Annotated in this window: 20 protein-coding genes and 1 tRNA gene; 5 read left to right on the top strand and 16 right to left on the bottom strand. The window is 49.0% G+C overall.

The window, feature by feature from the left end; all coding sequences use genetic code 11:
* Window positions 1–61: 61 nt before the first annotated feature.
* The 6 genes from cheW to flhD form a co-directional block, all read right to left on the bottom strand.
* A complete protein-coding gene (gene cheW, locus ACJHYW_RS15000) occupies window positions 62–565 on the bottom strand; it encodes a chemotaxis protein CheW (protein WP_000147302.1) in 504 nt (167 codons plus the stop codon).
* Window positions 566–585: 20 nt separating this feature from the next.
* Entirely contained in the window at window positions 586–2,550 is a 1,965-nt protein-coding gene (gene cheA, locus ACJHYW_RS14995) for a chemotaxis protein CheA (RefSeq protein ID WP_001361493.1), read from the bottom strand.
* A gap of 4 nt (window positions 2,551–2,554) precedes the next feature.
* Window positions 2,555–3,481 carry a flagellar motor protein MotB gene (motB, locus tag ACJHYW_RS14990; RefSeq protein ID WP_000795636.1) on the bottom strand — a complete coding sequence of 309 codons (927 nt, stop codon included), beginning with the start codon at window positions 3,479–3,481 and terminating at the stop codon, window positions 2,555–2,557.
* The gene (gene motA, locus ACJHYW_RS14985) at window positions 3,478–4,365 is read right to left on the bottom strand and encodes a flagellar motor stator protein MotA (RefSeq protein WP_000906336.1); all 888 of its coding nucleotides are present in this window, start codon (window positions 4,363–4,365) and stop codon (window positions 3,478–3,480) included. The genes motB and motA overlap by 4 nt, the downstream gene beginning before the upstream one ends.
* 126 nt (window positions 4,366–4,491) lie before the next feature.
* A complete protein-coding gene (flhC, locus tag ACJHYW_RS14980) occupies window positions 4,492–5,070 on the bottom strand; it encodes a flagellar transcriptional regulator FlhC (RefSeq protein WP_001291591.1) in 579 nt (192 codons plus the stop codon).
* A 2-nt stretch (window positions 5,071–5,072) separates the two neighbouring features.
* Window positions 5,073–5,423 (bottom strand): flagellar transcriptional regulator FlhD, encoded by a 351-nt coding sequence (gene flhD / locus ACJHYW_RS14975; RefSeq protein ID WP_001295647.1) that lies wholly within the window; start codon window positions 5,421–5,423, stop codon window positions 5,073–5,075.
* Between the two features lie 779 nt (window positions 5,424–6,202).
* Between flhD and uspC the strand changes: the two genes are divergently transcribed.
* Window positions 6,203–6,631, top strand: coding sequence for a universal stress protein UspC (gene uspC / locus ACJHYW_RS14970; protein WP_000122421.1), 429 nt, complete (start codon window positions 6,203–6,205; stop codon window positions 6,629–6,631).
* 6 nt (window positions 6,632–6,637) lie between these two features.
* On the opposite strand, the gene otsA is transcribed toward uspC, so the two are convergent.
* From otsA to araF, 5 genes are all read right to left on the bottom strand, one after another.
* Complete coding sequence (otsA, locus tag ACJHYW_RS14965) at window positions 6,638–8,062, bottom strand: alpha,alpha-trehalose-phosphate synthase (protein ID WP_001361494.1); 1,425 nt, start codon at window positions 8,060–8,062, stop codon at window positions 6,638–6,640.
* The gene (gene otsB / locus ACJHYW_RS14960; protein ID WP_061092990.1) at window positions 8,037–8,837 is read right to left on the bottom strand and encodes a trehalose-phosphatase; all 801 of its coding nucleotides are present in this window, start codon (window positions 8,835–8,837) and stop codon (window positions 8,037–8,039) included. The genes otsA and otsB overlap by 26 nt, the downstream gene beginning before the upstream one ends.
* A 166-nt stretch (window positions 8,838–9,003) precedes the next feature.
* On the bottom strand, window positions 9,004–9,990 hold the full coding sequence (gene araH, locus ACJHYW_RS14955) for an arabinose ABC transporter permease AraH (RefSeq protein WP_000100205.1): 987 nt from the start codon (window positions 9,988–9,990) through the stop codon (window positions 9,004–9,006).
* A gap of 14 nt (window positions 9,991–10,004) precedes the next feature.
* Entirely contained in the window at window positions 10,005–11,519 is a 1,515-nt protein-coding gene (gene araG, locus ACJHYW_RS14950) for an arabinose ABC transporter ATP-binding protein AraG (protein WP_001187819.1), read from the bottom strand.
* Window positions 11,520–11,588: 69 nt separating this feature from the next.
* On the bottom strand, window positions 11,589–12,578 hold the full coding sequence (gene araF / locus ACJHYW_RS14945; RefSeq protein WP_410233366.1) for an arabinose ABC transporter substrate-binding protein AraF: 990 nt from the start codon (window positions 12,576–12,578) through the stop codon (window positions 11,589–11,591).
* Between the two features lie 795 nt (window positions 12,579–13,373).
* On the opposite strand from araF, the gene ACJHYW_RS14940 reads away from it, so the two are divergent.
* The gene (locus ACJHYW_RS14940) at window positions 13,374–13,877 is read left to right on the top strand and encodes a non-heme ferritin-like protein (RefSeq protein WP_000179469.1); all 504 of its coding nucleotides are present in this window, start codon (window positions 13,374–13,376) and stop codon (window positions 13,875–13,877) included.
* Between the two features lie 78 nt (window positions 13,878–13,955).
* Here the strand turns inward: ACJHYW_RS14940 and yecJ are convergent, their stop codons facing one another.
* On the bottom strand, window positions 13,956–14,207 hold the full coding sequence (gene yecJ / locus ACJHYW_RS14935) for a DUF2766 family protein YecJ (RefSeq protein ID WP_000082120.1): 252 nt from the start codon (window positions 14,205–14,207) through the stop codon (window positions 13,956–13,958).
* Between the two features lie 114 nt (window positions 14,208–14,321).
* Entirely contained in the window at window positions 14,322–14,408 is an 87-nt protein-coding gene (azuC, locus tag ACJHYW_RS14930; RefSeq protein WP_010723106.1) for a stress response protein AzuC, read from the bottom strand.
* A 262-nt stretch (window positions 14,409–14,670) separates the two neighbouring features.
* Between azuC and ACJHYW_RS14925 the strand changes: the two genes are divergently transcribed.
* Entirely contained in the window at window positions 14,671–14,994 is a 324-nt protein-coding gene (locus tag ACJHYW_RS14925; protein WP_001237861.1) for a YecR-like lipofamily protein, read from the top strand.
* A gap of 171 nt (window positions 14,995–15,165) precedes the next feature.
* Window positions 15,166–15,663 (top strand): non-heme ferritin, encoded by a 498-nt coding sequence (gene ftnA, locus ACJHYW_RS14920; RefSeq protein ID WP_000917208.1) that lies wholly within the window; start codon window positions 15,166–15,168, stop codon window positions 15,661–15,663.
* Between the two features lie 37 nt (window positions 15,664–15,700).
* Here the strand turns inward: ftnA and ACJHYW_RS14915 are convergent, their stop codons facing one another.
* Window positions 15,701–15,940, bottom strand: coding sequence for a YecH family metal-binding protein (locus ACJHYW_RS14915; RefSeq protein WP_000377224.1), 240 nt, complete (start codon window positions 15,938–15,940; stop codon window positions 15,701–15,703).
* 189 nt (window positions 15,941–16,129) lie between these two features.
* Here ACJHYW_RS14915 and tyrP point away from each other — a divergent pair, with 189 nt between their 5' ends.
* Entirely contained in the window at window positions 16,130–17,341 is a 1,212-nt protein-coding gene (gene tyrP, locus ACJHYW_RS14910) for a tyrosine transporter TyrP (RefSeq protein WP_000797573.1), read from the top strand.
* A gap of 50 nt (window positions 17,342–17,391) precedes the next feature.
* On the opposite strand, the gene yecA is transcribed toward tyrP, so the two are convergent.
* Window positions 17,392–18,057 (bottom strand): UPF0149 family protein YecA, encoded by a 666-nt coding sequence (gene yecA / locus ACJHYW_RS14905; protein WP_000847877.1) that lies wholly within the window; start codon window positions 18,055–18,057, stop codon window positions 17,392–17,394.
* A gap of 195 nt (window positions 18,058–18,252) precedes the next feature.
* Window positions 18,253–18,339: transfer RNA gene (locus ACJHYW_RS14900), tRNA-Leu, on the bottom strand.
* Between the last annotated feature and the right edge of the window lie 2 nt (window positions 18,340–18,341).

Genomic DNA, 18,341 nt, shown 5'->3' with positions numbered 1-18,341 from the left:
TGAAATAAAAAACCCGATGCGCAGATCATCGGGTTCATTTCAATTGAGGAAATCGGGAGAATTACGCCACTTCTGACGCCGCGCTATCTAACAGCGCCATCTCTTCGCTGTTCAGCAGTTTTTCGATGTTCACCAGAATCAACATCCGGTCGCCCAGTGCGCCCAGTCCTGTGAGATATTCGGTTGAAAGCGTCACGGCAAATTCCGGTGCCGGACGAATTTGCTCCGCCGTCAATGAAAGCACGTCTGAGACGCCGTCAACCACGATGCCGACCACCCGCTGTCCGAGATTCAGGACGATAACTACCGTGTTGTCGTTATAGTCCACATCCACCTGGCTGAACTTAATTCGTAAGTCAACAATCGGCACAATAACGCCGCGCAGATTCGTGACGCCTTTGATAAACGCTGGCGTGTTCGCAATCCGTGTCACCTGATCGTAGCCACGGATCTCCTGCACTTTCAGAATATCAATACCGTACTCTTCATCACCAAGGGTAAATACCAGAAATTCCTGGCCTGACGGCTCGCTGGCCAGCTTTGTTACATTCGTCATACCGGTCATATTGTTACCTTTTTACTCATTCAGGCGGCGGTGTTCGCCATACGTTGTTCGCGGTTTATCGCCTGCAAGGCGGAGACATCAACAATCAGTGCCACGCTGCCGTCGCCAAGAATGGTCGCAGCAGAAATGCCGGGGACTTTGCGATAGTTACTTTCAAGGTTTTTAACCACAACCTGGTGTTGACCAATTAATTGATCCACCAGCAAGGCGTAGCGGCGACCGCCACTTTGTAAGATCACCACAATTCCCTGGGTAGTTTCGGTTTTCGCGCCCGCGACGTTGAACACTTTCCACAGTTCGACGATGGGCAGATATTCACCCCGCACTTCCAGCACCCGCTCGCCGCCTGCCAGTGGATGCAGATCGGCTTCACGGGGTTGCAGTGATTCCATAACAGCATTCAGCGGCAGTATGAAAACTTCATCCGCAACGCGTACGGACATGCCGTCGAGGATGGCCAGCGTCAGCGGCAGTAAAATGCGGATCGTAGTGCCAGTACCCTGCTTCGACTGGATTTCGACATGACCGCCCATCTCCTGGATATTACGTTTAACGACGTCCATGCCGACGCCGCGCCCGGAGACGTCGGTGACCTGCTCTGCCGTGGAGAAGCCAGGTGCAAATATCAGCATCGCGACTTCGTCGTCGCTCATGTTTTCGCTTACAGTCAAACCTTGCGAGGCCGCTTTTGCCAGAATTCGCTCACGGTTTAGCCCTGCACCATCGTCGGTCACTTCAATGCAAATGTTGCCGCCCTGATGTTCGGCAGAAAGAATTAAATTTCCGACGCTGTTTTTACCTGCGGCGAGCCGTTTTTCTGGCAGTTCAATACCGTGATCGAGGCTATTGCGTACCAGGTGGGTCAGCGGGTCGATAATGCGTTCTATCAGGCTCTTGTCGAGTTCAGTAGAACTGCCCACCAGCGTCAGTTCTACCTGCTTGCCGAGTTTTCCCGCCAGATCACGCACCAGCCGGGGATAGCGACTAAAGACATATTCCATCGGCATCATACGAATCGACATCACTGATTCTTGCAAATCACGAGCGTTACGTTGTAACTGCCCCATGCTGGTAATCAAATCACCATGATTAACCGGGTCCAGTTCACTGGAGCGCTGGGCAAGCATGGACTGGGTGATGACCAGCTCGCCGACGAGGTTAATTAATTGATCAACCTTTTCTACCGCTACACGGATGCTGGTGGATTCACTACTGCGCGTCGTTTTTTCCCGCTCCACGCGACCGGTTGGCGCTTGTTCGGCTGCCAGTTTAAGCACTGGTGGGGTGGATATTTTGGGCGAGACTTCTACTGTTTCAAAGGTAATCTGATCGGCTTCAATCACAAAACAGAGTACCGCTGTGATGTCATCTTCGGCGATGTCGCCCGTTAATATTGCCGAGAGAGAATCCGTCCCCTTCACCACGTCAGTTAACGTTGTCAGATGCCCCAGCTCTTCTTCCAGCAGGTCGACTTCCCCGGCCTTCAGGCGCGAAAGGATAATTCGTCGCGGCGACTGACTGCGACTCTGCTCATCTTGCGGTTCACTTTTGGCAACCACACTTAATCGGGTCACTGCGGATGGCGTTTCGTCTTTCGCTTCTAATGCCAGTTGACGCAAGGCCTGGCAGATATAATCGAAGCTGGCAGCATCCGGCTCTTGCGACTGTTTATAAGCGTCGAGCTGTTCTTGCATGATGTCCTTCGTTTCCAAAAACAGATTGATAATGTCGGTGTTGAGTTGCATCTCACCTCGTCTGGCTTCATCGAGCAGGTTTTCCATCAGATGCGTGGTTTCCTGCAAAACGCTGAAGCCAAAGGTTCCTGCCCCTCCTTTGATCGAGTGGGCAGCCCGAAAGATGGCATTCAATTGTTCGGCATCTGGCGCTTCCGGCTGCAAAACCAGCAGATGCTGCTCCATGTCAGCCAACAGTTCGTCCGCTTCATCAAAAAATGTCTGATAAAAATCGCTTATATCCATGCTCACGCTGTCACCTCGGTTCGGCTGATGGCATTGTGGGAACACTGACCTGTGGTGCAACCTCAGGTTTTTCCAGGGCGCTTACTGGCTCATTCTGGCTTTCGGCGTTTTCATGCAAAATGGCCTGTTCGGCTTGTTTGTTCAGTACCAGCAGGCTGATGCGACGGTTGACGGCATCATCAGGTCCGCGATCGCTTAAGCGCATCGTTGCCGCCATGCCGACGACACGTAACACTTTGCCGCCATTCAACCCGCCAACCATCAGTTCGCGGCGGGATGCATTGGCACGATCGGCAGAAAGCTCCCAGTTGCTGTAACCTTTCTCACCGCTGGCGTAGGGAAAATCATCGGTATGACCCGAGAGGCTAATTCGGTTGGGAATACCGTTCAGTACGGGCGCGATGGCGCGCAGAATGTCGCGCATATAGGGTTCGACGTCGGCACTGCCAGTTCTAAACATCGGGCGATTCTGGCTATCGATGATCTGAATACGTAGACCTTCCTGGACCAGATCGATTTTGAGATGTGGACGTAACGCCCGCAGTTTCGGATCGGATTCAATCAACTGGTCGAGATCGCCACGCAATTTCCGCAATCGACTTTGCTCCATGCGTTTTTTCAGCTCTTCGATGTTCGGCTGCTTATTCACTTCCCCCTGGCTTTGGGTGTAATCATCACCCCCACCGGGAATTGGGCTTTCACTATTAGAAATGCGATCGCCGCCCGTAACCGCTGTCGCCAGCGGAGTCCGGAAGTACTCCGCAATCTGAATCAGCTCTTTTGGACTGGAGATAGAGATCAGCCACATCACCAGAAAAAAGGCCATCATTGCGGTCATAAAGTCGGCATAAGCAATCTTCCACGATCCATGTGCTGCCCCGTGGCTTTTGGCTTTGCGTCGTTTGACGACAATAATCGGATGCGCTTGATTCTTCATGCTTCCTCGGTTGTCGTCTGTTGTTGCGGATTTTTCACCGCACGCACATGCTCTTCCAGCTCAATAAACGACGGACGTTCGCTGGAATAGAGCGTTTTGCGACCAAACTCAACGGCGATAGGCGGTGCGTAACCGTTCAGATTTGAAAGCAGAGTGACTTTGACGCACTGCATCATTTTGCTGGTTTCGGCGCTTTTCTGACGTAAAACACTCGCTAATGGGGAAATAAATCCGTAAGCCAATAAAATACCGAGGAAAGTCCCCACCATCGCATGAGCGATAAGCGCCCCCAGCTCGGCGGCAGGACGATCGGCTGAACCTAACGCGTGAACGACCCCCATTACAGCCGCAACAATACCAAACGCCGGAAGTGAGTCCCCGACCAGCGCCAGACTGTTCGCCGGAACTTCTGCCTCGCTTTCGTGCGTCTCAATCTCTTCATCCATCAGGGCTTCGATTTCGAAGGTGTTCATGTGACCGCTGATAATCAGACGCAGATAATCGACGATAAAATCAAGCATGACGCTATCCGCAAGGATGCGTGGGTAGCTGGCGAAGATCTCGCTCTCACGGGGATTTTCAATATCACGTTCCAGCGAAAACATCCCCATCTGCCGCGATTTCGCCATCAACCGATAAAGCAGAGCCAGCAGATCCATATACATTGCTTTGGTGTATTTGGAGCGACGAAACAGCAACGGCAGCGCCTTCAGCGTGCCTTTAATCGCTTTGCCATTATTGCCGACGATAAACGACCCAATCCCTGCACCGGCAATAATCACCAGTTCAGCGGGTTGATAGAGTGCTCCAAGGCTTCCACCGGTCATCAAATAACCGCCGAAAACTGTACCGAGAACAACCAGGTAACCTAATAAGATAAGCACGACATCATCCTTCCACTGTTGACCATGACAGGATGTTCAGTCGTCAGGCGTTAACGCGCGATTGGGGCAAAAAAAAGCAGCGGTACGTCGTTACCGCTGCTGGAATGTTGCGCCACACCGTATAAGTTAAACAGCCTGTACTCTCTGTTCATCCAGCAGTTGTGGGATAATATCGGCAGGATTCTGGGAAAGTTTACGTCTTTTTACTGCCCGGGATGGCGGCTGACATAAGCTGCAGGCAAAGCTGCCAACAGGCTGGTGAGCGTGGGTAATAAAATTGCCGCCGCAGCAGTTGCAGCTGGAAAGTTGCAGTAATCCACTTTCAACAAACCGTACCAATGTCCAGGCACGGGTTAATGCCAGCAGCGGTCCGTCTTCTGCTTGCGGGCACTGTTCAAGGTATAAACGGTAGGCTTTGATCACCGCATCGACGCCATTACACAAGCCGGTTTTCAGTAAAAACTGCCATGCGTTACAGAACATTGAAGCATGAACGTTTTGTTCCCAGGTCATAAACCAGTCGGTTGAGAATGGCAGCATGCCTTTCGGCGGTGGGCTTCCGCGTAGTTCTTTATAGAGTTTTATCAGGCGTCCGCGACTTAACTGTGTTTCGCTTTCCAGCATCTGCAAACGAGCGCCCAGGGTGATCAATTCCATTGCCAGCTGAATATCCCGCGCTTCCTGAACAATGCTTTTTTCACTCATGATCAGGCCCTTTTCTTGCGCAGCGCTTCTTCAGGCTGATTAACATCATTCAGCAAGCGTGTTGAGAGCATGATGCCGGTATGAATTTGCTGGAGATCGTCAACGCGGGAATCTTGCGTCAATTGAGTAATCGTCTGGTGGCTGTCAAAACGGAAGTGACAAACCAGTTGATTGGTTTCTGCCAGCTTAACCATTTGCGGAAGAGTCAGTGCCGCTAATGTTGTCGCCATTTCTTCATTTATGCCGAGACGAAACATAGCGGACGCTTTGTCCTGAACAATCAGACGCTGTGCAAGTAGTAAATATGACAAGTTGATGTCATAAATGTGTTTCAGCAACTCGGAGGTATGCATTATTCCCACCCAGAATAACCAACTTTATTTTTATGCGGTCTCACCGCACCCCGTGATGTCGCCGGGAAGCCCCGGTAAAAAATAATTAGCATTAGAATAGTTGCGATAAGCTGCAATAAGCAGAACCACCTTTTTGGTTTAATAAGTCCTTACAAATAGAAAGGGGTCTTTACACTTATCTAAGATTTTTCCTAAATCGACGCAACTGTACTCGTCACTACACGCACATACAACGGAGGGGGGCTGCGATTTTCAATAATGTGTGATGCAGATCACACAAAACACTCAATTACTTAACATAAATGTATAAGTCATACTTTTGTTTTGGGTGTATTTCAATCTGTTAAAAAGTTTTTCGCAACGCTAGCAAGCAAAAATGAAACAGGAATAATCGAAATGGGATGTTGCGCACAGTTAAAATAACTCACCGTAAATAATCATCTGCTATAAATAATCACTTTCATGCAATACCAGATAAGCTATTTTTAAACAGACACTTACCGCACAACAAACTAATTAAATACAAAGAAAGGCAACAATCAACCTAATGTTAATAAAATGTTTTGCATATATTAACCACTTGTTTAATATGGGGAATCAGTACATTATTTTCTTATAAATACAGTTGAAATCATATGATAACCAAGAGTGATTGATTAATTGTCTTTACTAATGACCAGACTAATATTTACCTGTTTGACTGAGTTGGGATTGCGTCGTTTCTCCATTAGGAGTAAAGCTTTAATGTCACCTGAAGTTCACAGAATAAGGAACAGGTTATGAGCTATAGCAATATTCTTGTCGCCGTTGCGGTTACACCGGAAAGTCAGCAACTGCTGGCAAAAGCGGTATCTATCGCCAGGCCAGTAAAGGGACACATCAGTTTAATTACTCTCGCTTCCGACCCGGAAATGTACAATCAATTAGCCGCGCCGATGCTTGAAGATTTACGCAGCGTGATGCAGGAAGAAACGCAAAGCTTTCTTGATAAGTTAATTCAGGATGCGGGGTATCCCGTTGACGAGACGTTTATTGCCTACGGTGAGTTAAGCGAACATATTCTGGAGGTTTGTCGCAAACATCATTTCGATTTGGTGATTTGCGGTAATCACAATCACAGTTTCTTTTCGCGAGCATCCTGCTCGGCGAAAAGAGTGATTGCCTCTAGTGAGGTCGATGTGCTGTTAGTTCCACTTACGGGAGATTAACCGCTCCTACGCAAGCTTAGGAAAGGTAGCAACTTTATCGCGCTGCTGGCTTTCCGCGCTTCGCGGAACTATCTGCTTTAGGTCGCTAATGAAGCACTCCTGCCAGTGGTTAATATCGTTTTTCACGATAACGTCCAGCATCTCTGCATGACGGGAAATACGTTCCGCCAGCGACATAGTCAATGCACGATCCAGCGCAGCTGCAACTTCGTCACGATCGTAGGGGTTAACAATTAACGCCGACGTTAACTCGTTTGCCGCTCCCGCAAATTGCGAAAGAACAAGAACGCCCGGATTGGCTGGGTCCTGAGCGGCAACATACTCTTTTGCCACCAGGTTCATCCCGTCACGCAGTGGCGTCACTAAGCCCACGTCAGAGTAACGGAATATTTTCATCAGTAATTTACGGTCAAAATGCTGATTCAAATAATAAAGCGGCGTCCAGCCTAATTGCCCGTATTTACCATTAATTCGTCCAGCTTCATTTTCGAGCTGATGACGAATATCCTGATAGGCTTGCACATCACCACGCGACGTTGGTGCAATCTGGGTATAACGAATTTTACCATGATGCTGCGGATATTTTTCCAGCAACGCTTCATAGGCGAGAAAACGCTCTGGCAAACCTTTGGAATAATCCAGCCGTTCGACAGAAAAGATATTTTGTACGTTTTTCAATTCCGCTTTAAGTTGCGCCAGTTTTGGCGGCAGTGGCCCGGCAGCCTGTTTGGCTATTTCTTTCGGCTCAATGCCAATCGGGTAAACTTCCGTTCGAAATGCTTTGCCCCAGGCTGTATGGCTTTTTGCGCTACGCGTCGTGACGCGGGTCAGGTTAGAAAGGCAATCCAGGAACGCCAGACGATCGTTTTCTGTCTGGAACCCCAGCAAATCATAATCACAAAGCTGTTCAAGCAAGGTGTCATATGTCGGCAGCGCGTTGAAGATTTCCGGTGTCGGGAAAGGAATATGCAAAAAGAAACCAATGCGATTATTCACCCCACGTTTGCGTAATTCATGCGCAAAGGGCAACAGGTGATAATCGTGGATCCAGATAATGTCATCGTCTTGCAACAGCGGCAGTAATTTATCTGCCAGCAACGCATTTACGCGTAGATAGCCATCCCAGGCAGGACGCTGAAATTGCACCAGATCGAGCCGATAATGAAAAGCGGGCCAGAGAACGGCATTGGAGAATTTGTTGTAGTATTCGTCAAGGTCCTGTTCGCTGAGGTTAAAAGAGGCCCACGTAATGTTACCCTTTTTCACCTTTTTTAGCGGCTGATCCTCATTCCCTGTTTCACCGCTCCAGCCAAACCACAGTCCACCTGCGGCTTTCAGTGCCCCCAGTATGCCAACGGCAAGGCCACCGGCACTGGCGGCGTGCTCGTCTGGTGGTGCAATCCGGTTAGATACTACGACTAAACGACTCATAGTCATCACTCCTGTTATTTTCTCTTTTTTGTTGTAATGCGGTGGTTATCATTTCAAGCCAGCTCCAGACATCCGGCACGCCCGCCAGTCGCCATGATGCCTGAGTTGCACCTGTGCCAATTTTTACTGACATTCCGCCCAGCCGGTTAACGACTGCGAAGCCAGATTCATCGGTTAGATCATCGCCCAGAAATACGGGCGTTCGCCCGATAAAGGGAGCTTCCTGCATAAAAGCAGCAATCGCCTCACCTTTACTGGTACCTTTCGGTTTGATCTCGACAACACACTTTCCCTGCTGTAACGCCATTTGTGGCCAGATCTGAGTAATACGTTGCGCTAATGTCATTAATGCGTCTTCATGCTGCGGAGCCTGGCGATAATGCAGCGCAAAAGCCATGCCTTTCGCCTCCAGCTCCGCGCCCGGAAACTGGGCGATAGCCGTGTGCAGTTGCACGCTAATATCACGCGCAATCGCATCCGGCAGATGAACGATATGCGTTTTACCATTGATGTCACGGCGCTCCGCCCCATGCACGCCCGCTAACGGGAAGCGATAAGGTTTTGCCAGTGCGTCAAGCTCCACCATTGAGCGCCCTGAAATCAATGCCAATGCACCATCACTTGCGGTTGCCAGTAGCTGAAGTCCTTGCAGAATAGTGTCAGGCACGACGACCTGATCGGGATGCGGTTTGATTTCCGCCAGCGTTCCATCGAGATCAAAAAACCAGGCATATTTCGCGGATAGTTCAGGGGTTTCGGTTAACGGTTCTGTCACCCGGTTCTCCTCCTTCTCTTTTCTTATTGTGTTGCGCAGAACGCGCTTTACAGACATGTAAGTATAGACAGTGTGACGGGGGTCGCCATTTGCAACGAAGAACAGCCAACCGTTGTGGCGGCTGGCTGTGGTGGGAAAAAACGCTAAATTGTTGTGGAAAAAAGCATCAGACAGTGCGTTTCGCTTTTTGCTTGTAACGGTCGAAAATCACCGCTGCCAGCAGGATTAAGCCGCGAACCACGTACTGGGCGAAAGGAGAAATATTAAGCAGGTTCATGGCGTTTTCCACGGTGCCTAAAATTAAGATACCCGCCACCACATATGAGATTTTTCCGATGCCGCCTTTCAGAGAAACGCCACCTAAAACGCAGGCGGAGATAACAATCAGCTCATAACCAATCGACGTCATTGGCTGCCCACTGGTCATACGTGAAGCCAGAATAATTCCGGCTATCGCTGATACCAGACCAGAGAGAACAAAGATAATAATTTTGGTGCGAACAACCGGTACACCCGCCAGACGCGCAGCCTCTTCGTTCCCGCCAATCGCCAGGGTATTACGACCAAAGGTGGTTTTATTCAGCAGCAAGCCAAAGATGATCAGACACGCGACGGTGAGCCAGATTGGCGCAGGCAGACCGAACCAGTTGGCGTAACCAAGGGCAAAGAAGCTTTCATCTTCGATACCGACCGCTTTACCGTCTGAAATGATGTACGCCAGACCTCGAACAATCTGCATCGTTGCCAGTGTCGTGATCAGGGCATTTATTTTCAGTTTGGCGATAACAAAGCCATTGACCAGGCCACAGAGAACGCCCAGCAACAAACCCGCTGCCACGCCAATCCACAGGCTTTCAGTCAGGTTAATAACCACCGCCGTGGTGACACCCGCACAGGCAATTACGGAGGCGACAGAAAGGTCAAAGTCACCGGAAGCAAGGCAGAACAACATGCCACAAGCCACCATCCCCGACATGGAAATTGCCAGGCCCAACCCTTTCATATTAATGAAGGTGGCAAAATTTGGGACAAAAATGGCACAGGCGATAAAAAGCACCGCAAACACCACCAGCATGCCGTACTGATCCCAGATACGCCCGAAGCTGAATGACGACTTAGGTGCGCCAGACCCCGATGTAGAAACAGAAGACATCATACTCTCCTTTCTCAGGCAACTGCCTGGCTGACTTTAGGCATCGCAAGGCTCAGTGCCTGACGCTCATCTGCCTGCTCGTGTAACAATTCACCGGCGATTTCGCCTTCCCGCATCACCACAATCCGGTCGGCAACGCCGAGGACTTCAGGTAAGTCGCTGGAGGCAAACAGCACCGCCACACCCTGCGCCGCCAGCGCATAAATCACGTTGTAAATTTCATGCTTAGCACCAACATCAATGCCACGCGTAGGTTCATCCAGCAAAATGACCTTCATCTCTTCCGATAACCAGCGGCCCAGAATGGCTTTTTGCTGATTTCCGCCTGAGAGATTCATGATCAGTTGCTCAGCGCCCGGCGTTTTGATGTTGAGCGAACGAATGTGGTGATCGGCATTGTTTTCTTCCCAACCGTTGTTGATTACACAACCGCCAAGCACATGTTTACGTCTGGCACTGATGTTGATATTGTCGCGAACGGAGTGCACGGGAATAATGCCTTCCGCTTTGCGATCTTCCGGACAGAGCATCATGCCTGCGGCAATGGCGTGGCTCGGTTTACGAATATCGATCGGCTGTTGGTCGATATAAACCTGACCGGCGGTGATTTGCGTCCCGCCAAACATGCCTTTCATTAATTCGCTACGCCCTGCCCCGACCAGACCAAACAGACCGACAATTTCACCACTGCGAACCGCCAGACTTATTGGCGTACGCACGCCTGGTGCTTTCACAGCATCAAGACGCAGCCGCTCCTCGCCATAACTACGCGGTTGCCAGCCGTAGATATCGCCGATGTCGCGCCCAACCATCGCCTGTACCAGTGCGTCGTGGTCAACCTGCTGCATATCGGTAAAGGTTTTGACATAACGCCCATCTTTAAAGACAGTGATGGCATCGCTTAGGGCAAATATTTCTTCCATACGGTGAGAAACGTATAAGATCACCCGCCCCTCTTTTCGCAGTTCACGAATGACGCGAAAAAGATTGTCGATTTCACGGGCAGAGAGGGAGCTGGTTGGCTCATCAAAGGCGATAATTTTGGCATTACGCGCCAGCGCTTTGGCAATTTCAACCATCTGCCACTGACCAATGGAGAGATATTTCAGCGGCGTGTCCGGGTCAATATCCATACCAAGATGTTTAAGTTGTAAACCCGCCTCATAATTCAGCAATGAGCGATTCACAATGCCGCCTTTATGCGGCAGCTGGCCGAGATAGATGTTTTCCGCGACGGTCATTTCCGGCACGAGATGCAGTTCCTGGTAAATAATCGCCACCCCCGCGTTAAGTGCTGCGGTCGTGTCGGAAAAGGACATTTCCTGCCCATTAATCACTACAGAACCCGTGGTTGGCGCATAGTTGCCGCTGAGGATTTTTAAGAGAGTTGATTTTCCTGCGCCATTTTCACCCATCAACGCATGAACCTGACCGGCATAGCAATCAAAACTAATATCCGTCAGCGCCTTAACGCCGGGAAATGTTTTACCGATGCCGCGAAATGAGAGATACGGGGTAGACTGTTGCATAACGTCTCCGTGAATCACTGGTCGTTCACACCCCCTCTGCATCATGCAGAGGGGAATTTTTCCGGCAAATTACTTACCGCCTAAACCTTTTTTCTCCAGTTCTTCTTTAAAGTTGTCACGCGTGATCAGTACCACGTCGGTAACTTCGGTAAATTTTGGCGGTTCAACGTCTTTTGCTACCCAGTTGTAAAGCATTTCGCTGGATTTATAGCCATGTACGTCCGGGCTTGGCAGCAGGGAACCGTAGAAGCCGGTTGCCTGTGCCTTAGACAGTTCGCTCACCGCATCCACACCGTTAATACCGATACCGATGATATCGGCCGCTTTAAAGCCCTGACCTTCCGTCGCGCGTACGCCGCCCAGCACGGTGCTGTCGTTCATACCGACGATCAGCCAATGTTTAACTTCCGGATGTTGAACCAGCATTGAGTTGGCAGCGTCAAATGCCCCCGGGATGTCGTTAGATTTGGTAGGTACCTGATAAATTTGTTTTTCCGGGAATCCGGCCGCTTTCAGTGCGTCCATAGAACCCGTTGTACGGCGGCGGGCGGTATCCAGTTCGTTGGCGGTAATCACCATCACCGCGCTTTCTTTGACATCCCAGCCACGTTTCTGCATCTCTTTATACAGTTCCTGGCCCTGACGTTCGCCAATTTTAGTCGCCGCCATCATCACCAGAGGAACGGTATCCATTGGCTTACCTTTGGCGTTAACAAACTGGTCATCCACGGCAATGACTTTCATATCGTAGCCACGCGCTTTCGCGACGATGGCAGAGCCGAGTTTGGGGTCCGGAGTACAAATAACGAAACCTTTTGCGCCACTGGCTGCCAGGCTGTCGATCGCGTTCAATGTTTTTTCGCCATCCGGCACGGCAATCTTAATAACCTCAAACCCTAAATCCTTCCCGGCTTTATCGGCAAACTTCCATTCGGTCTGGAACCACGGCTCTTCCGGTTGCTTCACCAGGAAACCGAGCTTCAGGTTCTCCGCCATAGCGGATTGTGACATAACGGCTGCCAGACCAATGGCTGCCAGGGCTTTAGTAAATTTGTGCATGGTTCTCTCCAGCTTTAGTGTCGTTTTGTGTAGGGCAAAAACGAATGACATTCGTTAAATTAATCGGAAAACAAAGCATTACCTTTTAACTAAAAGATAAGTGACTGTGTTGACATAGTTTTAGCGAGAAATTAATTCTCCATAGGAGAGCAATATCACATCGCAGAATTACAGTGAGAACGTGCATAAATTTAGCGGGAAAAGACATAAGGAAAAGCCAATTTGTCTGACAAATTGTCTAGTGCACAGCAGATTAATCCATAAGATTAGCCTGGAAATCCTTGTTGTCTTTGGTACCCAGCGGGATGTCTTTTTTTTAACCAGTCAATAGGCCACATTACCTGGCGTTGAGTTTTTGCAATGGTGTAATAACCGCAACTCAAAGATGTGGAAAAAGCGCGTCATTCATTTCGCCATTAATTATCACCGTGTTCATTAATTAACAGAACACGTATACTGAGAGCCATATCGCAAAAATGAAAAAACGTTTTAAAAAATCATTGCTTCATCATGAATTCAAATTCACCGATTAATATCAACAAGATACAAAAAGCACTATCATTAAAATTCATTGCAGTTACATTGATTTCATCAATGAAATGTAAAAATATATAAACTTGATGATTTAAGCATTTTCTTATACCCGTTCAGACGTTATTCTTATTTCAGATCATCGTCAGAATTGACTCCACGATCACATTTCGGACCGGCAGAAAGGAATTATTCTGCAAACAGTAATTATGGTGTTTTGATTTATCTTGCACCTCTCCACTTCTGGATATAAGGATATTAGGTATGGCAACCGCTGGAATGCTTCTCAAACTCAACTCTCAAATGAACCGCGAGTTTTACGCATCCAATCTCTACCTTCACCTGAGTAACTGGTGTTCTGAACAGAGTCTGAACGGCACCGCCACTTTCCTTCGCGCCCAGGCACAGAGTAATGTGACCCAAATGATGCGCATGTTTAACTTTATGAAGAGTGTCGGCGCTACTCCCATCGTTAAAGCCATTGATGTTCCCGGTGAAAAACTGAACTCACTGGAAGAACTTTTCCAAAAAACGATGGAAGAATACGAGCAACGTTCAAGCACGCTGGCACAGTTAGCCGATGAAGCTAAAGAACTGAATGATGATTCAACCGTCAATTTCCTGCGCGATCTGGAAAAAGAACAGCAGCATGATGGCCTGTTGCTGCAAACCATTCTTGATGAAGTGCGCAGTGCGAAACTTGCTGGTATGTGCCCTGTGCAGACCGACCAACATGTTCTGAATGTCGTGTCGCATCAGCTGCATTGATCGTCATCGGCGCTAATGCAATTGCGCCGAAGAAGTTTTTGAGAAACCGCTGCCTCATCTTTTTGAAGCAGCGGTTTTTTAATGGGATTCGCCCTGTGGGGTAAACTTGAGTTCAATCAGCGCGATGGCTTTTTGGATTGCCCGCATGGTGACCGGGTCTGCGGCGGCGGGATGGTGAGTAAAGTCGATATTCTTCAGCTGGCTGGACATTTTTTCGCGAACTTCAACGGGCGCGATTACATCCAGAACGTCGAGAATTTGTTTGATAACCAACTGGCAAGCAACCACATCAGAAACCAGTTCCTGATCGGCATTCAGCGGCTGGGACATCGTAAACTCCTGATAGCATTTTGAAAGCCGTTATAGTAGCGGCTTCACATCTTCAGCGATAGTCACATCCACCGTCATCAGGACACAAAAAAACCTGCCGGAGCAGGTTTTTTGTTATCGGAACATATTGCCTGGCGGTACGTCTTTGAACGTCTTGCAATAGTTATTGAACATACTTTTCAGGATTTTGCGCAGTTTCATCGCGGCACTCCGACCATTTGTTATACAGGTGTTATTGTCTTTGCACTTATAATATGACAGCCATCACAAAAATCAATCTTTATGTGATGCAAATCACATAAATACCCCTTTAATGTTATAAAAATGATAATCAAAAAGCAGCCCCCCCATTTCTGACACCTACAGATGGCAAGAAATAGCGCCTGCCAGGCGTCTTTTTCGGCCATTGTCGCAGCGCTGTAACACGTAAAATAGTGCTTTCTCTTACTCTTCTGGCTGGACCATGAGACTTCTGATTCTGACTCTTTCATTAATAACGCTGGCGGGGTGTACGGTTACTCGCCAGGCTCATGTGGGCGAAGTTGACACGGCAACAGGTATTGTTCGGTTGGTTTATGATCAGGCTTTTTTGCAGCATGCCCGTACCGATCGTTATGTCAGTCGCGGGATCGCCGATCGCGCATGCCAGCAGGAAGGCTATACCCACGCTATCCCCTTTGGTCAGCCAGTAGGCAACTGTAGCCTTTTTGCGGGTTCCTTATGTTTGAATACGGAATTCACTTTGTCATATCAGTGCCATCATTCCGCCTTCCCTGTCTTTCTCTAAATGTTTTAATCAGCGAGGGGGATCTTCGCTGATTAAATAAATAGCGGTAATGCGTTTTATTCCCATTCGTATTTTTAATAATTGAAGTTTATATTTTACCTTTTGCAAATAATAAAATAACAAATTATAGTGACGCCACAGCAACAAATATAACCTTTGTGGAGCACTATCATGCTGAAACCAGAAATGATTGAAAAACTTAATGAGCAGATGAACCTGGAACTGTACTCTTCACTGCTTTATCAGCAAATGAGCGCCTGGTGCAGCTATCATACCTTCGAAGGTGCTGCCGCGTTCCTGCGCCGCCACGCCCAGGAAGAGATGACGCATATGCAGCGTCTGTTTGATTATCTGACTGATACCGGCAACTTACCGCGTATTAATACCGTTGAATCTCCGTTTGCTGAATATTCCTCACTTGATGAATTATTCCAGGAAACCTATAAACACGAACAATTAATCACGCAGAAAATTAACGAACTGGCTCATGCTGCGATGACCAATCAGGACTACCCAACATTTAATTTCCTGCAATGGTATGTTTCTGAGCAGCATGAAGAAGAGAAACTGTTCAAATCGATTATTGATAAATTAAGCCTGGCAGGCAAAAGCGGCGAAGGTCTGTATTTTATCGACAAAGAACTCTCTACCCTCGACACACAAAACTAATGTTCTCCGGCGGCAGGTTTACTGCCGCCGTTTCAAATCAGTGACGGCAAATCTTACTCTGATCGGTCGAAAAACCTTCTTCCGAAGGTATAAATTTGCCTTTTGCTGCCAGAAACGCTACCAGCTCTCCCGCTGTCATCCCTTCTGCCGAGCAGGTGTGAAAACGTGCCTGTTCACCAAAACGCGCTTTAATCGCAGCTTCCAGACTGGCATGCGTATATTGCTCGCCTGATTCAATCATCATATTTAACACTTCGTGACCGTGAATAGAGTCCATCGTTCCTCCTTAAAAAGGCCTAGCGTCGCGATTGCCGCTTACCAAGACTTTGCGCCAGCGCAGGACTGAACGCATTTTATTGTACATTTATATTTACACCACATGTAACGCCGGTTTGACGAACCAGCCGTTATGCCTTAACCTGCGCCGCAGATATCACTCATAAAGATCGTCAGGACAGAAGAAAGCGTGAAAAACAGAACTCTGGGAAGTGTTTTTATCGTGGCGGGAACCACAATTGGCGCAGGCATGCTGGCAATGCCGCTGGCTGCGGCAGGTGTTGGTTTTAGCGTCACGTTAATCTTGTTGATTGGGCTTTGGGCGTTGATGTGCTACACGGCGCTATTACTGCTGGAGGTGTACCAGCATGTCCCGGCAGATACCGGCCTGGGCACGCTGGCAAAACGCTATCTGGGACGCTACGGTCAGTGGCTGACGGGCTTCAGTATGATGTTCTTAATGTATGCTCTAACTGCGGCATACATCAGCGGTGCCGGTGAATTGTTGGCCTCCAGCATCAGCGACTGGACAGGTATTTCAATGTCGGCAACCGCTGGCGTGCTGTTGTTCACTTTTGTTGCCGGTGGCGTGGTTTGTGTCGGGACATCGCTGGTCGATTTGTTTAACCGTTTTCTGTTCAGCGCCAAGATTATTTTTCTGGTGGTAATGCTGGTACTACTGCTGCCGCATATTCACAAAGTGAATCTTTTAACCCTGCCGTTGCAACAGGGGCTGGCTCTGTCAGCAATCCCGGTGATTTTTACCTCATTTGGTTTTCACGGTAGCGTGCCGAGTATTGTCAGCTATATGGATGGCAACGTTCGTAAGCTACGCTGGGTGTTTATAACCGGTAGTGCGATCCCCCTGGTGGCATATATTTTCTGGCAGGTGGCAACGCTTGGCAGCATTGATTCAACAACCTTTATGGGATTGCTGGCTAATCATGCTGGATTAAACGGGCTGTTACAGGCGTTACGCGAAATGGTGGCCTCTCCGCATGTTGAGCTGGCAGTGCATTTATTTGCTGATTTAGCCCTCGCCACGTCATTTCTCGGCGTTGCGTTAGGCTTATTTGATTATCTGGCTGATTTATTTCAGCGTTCAAATACCGTTGGTGGACGGTTGCAAACTGGTGCAATTACCTTTCTGCCGCCGTTGGCGTTTGCACTGTTTTATCCACGAGGATTTGTGATGGCGCTGGGTTACGCCGGTGTGGCGCTGGCGGTACTGGCATTGATTATCCCTTCGCTGTTGACCTGGCAAAGCAGGAAGCACAATCCTCAGGCGGGTTACCGGGTGAAAGGTGGTCGTCCGGCGCTGGTGGTGGTGTTTCTCTGTGGTATTGCTGTGATTGGCGTGCAATTTTTGATTGCGGCAGGCTTGTTACCAGAAGTGGGGTGATTAGATTCTTATTGGGTGCCAGAATTAACGCTGACACCCAATGTGACCTCTTAATGCAGGCAGCACTGCTTAAATTTCTTACCACTGCCACACGGACAAGGATCGTTACGCCCCGGTTTCTCTTCTGCTTTGATCGGTTGCTGAACAGCTTTTTCCTGCGGATGCGCCATCCAGTATGCATGTAAATCAAGCGCCGCCAGCCGAATAGCATCTACGCTCTCTTCAAACGCTTCTGGCGACATCTTCTCTACCCGCTCGAAGTTTTCCTCAGTACCGTGCAGCGCAATCGCATCCAGCGCTGGTTTTAACGAATCGGGCAACGTTGACCAGTCAGAAAGTGCCACGCCCCGCATATAGCCAAAGCACCACTCCTCAACAATCGTCAGCTCGCTGCCATCGACTTCTCGCAAGCCGAATAACGGCTCAAACTGCTCCGGGAATTCGTTCAGACGCTCTGCGGTATCGGCCATATGCTGAAAAGCCAGGTTCATAAAGCGCGTCATCTCTTTCTCTGACGCCCAGCGCGGCACATAGTCAGCCCCACCCCACACGGCAACCAGCCACTGTGCCGGTTCAATCTCTTGCGGAGAACTCAACACCGCCGTCAATAAACCGTCCAGCTCCGCCACATCAAGAATGGCGTGGTCAGTGTTGTATTTGGTCAGAATATCGTCCAGCCATTCCAACTCACTTTCGTTTAACGGTCCCGTTTTCATACGCTTTTCCTTGTGGATCTCAACTCGCCAGCACCTATCTTACATGCCGGTCCGTATCAGAGATACTTTTTGAGTGGCTTTGCCGGTGATTAAAAATTAAGGAGGGTGTAACGACAAGTTGCAGGCACAAAAAAACCACCCGAAGGTGGTTTCACGACACTGCTTATTGCTTTGATTTTATTCTTATCTTTCCCATGGTACCCGGAGCGGGACTTGAACCCGCACAGCGCGAACGCCGAGGGATTTTAAATCCCTTGTGTCTACCGATTCCACCATCCGGGCTC

The sequence above is a fragment of the Escherichia sp. WS3063 genome (assembly GCF_046486595.1).
GTDB classification, from domain to species: Bacteria; Pseudomonadota; Gammaproteobacteria; order Enterobacterales; family Enterobacteriaceae; genus Escherichia; species Escherichia coli.
This window is presented reverse-complemented; position numbering and strand designations above follow the sequence as displayed.

Bases quoted from the DNA above. Each gene is read 5' to 3' on its own strand.
- cheW (WP_000147302.1), bottom strand. From the start codon at position 565: ATGACCGGTATGACGAATGTAACAAAGCTGGCCAGCGAGCCGTCAGGC.
- motB (WP_000795636.1), bottom strand. From the start codon at position 3,481: ATGAAGAATCAAGCGCATCCGATTATTGTCGTCAAACGACGCAAAGCC.
- flhC (WP_001291591.1), bottom strand. From the start codon at position 5,070: ATGAGTGAAAAAAGCATTGTTCAGGAAGCGCGGGATATTCAGCTGGCA.
- flhD (WP_001295647.1), bottom strand. From the start codon at position 5,423: ATGCATACCTCCGAGTTGCTGAAACACATTTATGACATCAACTTGTCA.
- uspC (WP_000122421.1), top strand. From the start codon at position 6,203: ATGAGCTATAGCAATATTCTTGTCGCCGTTGCGGTTACACCGGAAAGT.
- otsA (WP_001361494.1), bottom strand. From the start codon at position 8,062: ATGAGTCGTTTAGTCGTAGTATCTAACCGGATTGCACCACCAGACGAG.
- araH (WP_000100205.1), bottom strand. From the start codon at position 9,990: ATGTCTTCTGTTTCTACATCGGGGTCTGGCGCACCTAAGTCGTCATTC.
- araG (WP_001187819.1), bottom strand. From the start codon at position 11,519: ATGCAACAGTCTACCCCGTATCTCTCATTTCGCGGCATCGGTAAAACA.
- araF (WP_410233366.1), bottom strand. From the start codon at position 12,578: ATGCACAAATTTACTAAAGCCCTGGCAGCCATTGGTCTGGCAGCCGTT.
- ACJHYW_RS14940 (WP_000179469.1), top strand. From the start codon at position 13,374: ATGGCAACCGCTGGAATGCTTCTCAAACTCAACTCTCAAATGAACCGC.
- yecJ (WP_000082120.1), bottom strand. From the start codon at position 14,207: ATGTCCCAGCCGCTGAATGCCGATCAGGAACTGGTTTCTGATGTGGTT.
- azuC (WP_010723106.1), bottom strand. From the start codon at position 14,408: ATGAAACTGCGCAAAATCCTGAAAAGTATGTTCAATAACTATTGCAAG.
- ACJHYW_RS14925 (WP_001237861.1), top strand. From the start codon at position 14,671: ATGAGACTTCTGATTCTGACTCTTTCATTAATAACGCTGGCGGGGTGT.
- ftnA (WP_000917208.1), top strand. From the start codon at position 15,166: ATGCTGAAACCAGAAATGATTGAAAAACTTAATGAGCAGATGAACCTG.
- ACJHYW_RS14915 (WP_000377224.1), bottom strand. From the start codon at position 15,940: ATGGACTCTATTCACGGTCACGAAGTGTTAAATATGATGATTGAATCA.
- yecA (WP_000847877.1), bottom strand. From the start codon at position 18,057: ATGAAAACGGGACCGTTAAACGAAAGTGAGTTGGAATGGCTGGACGAT.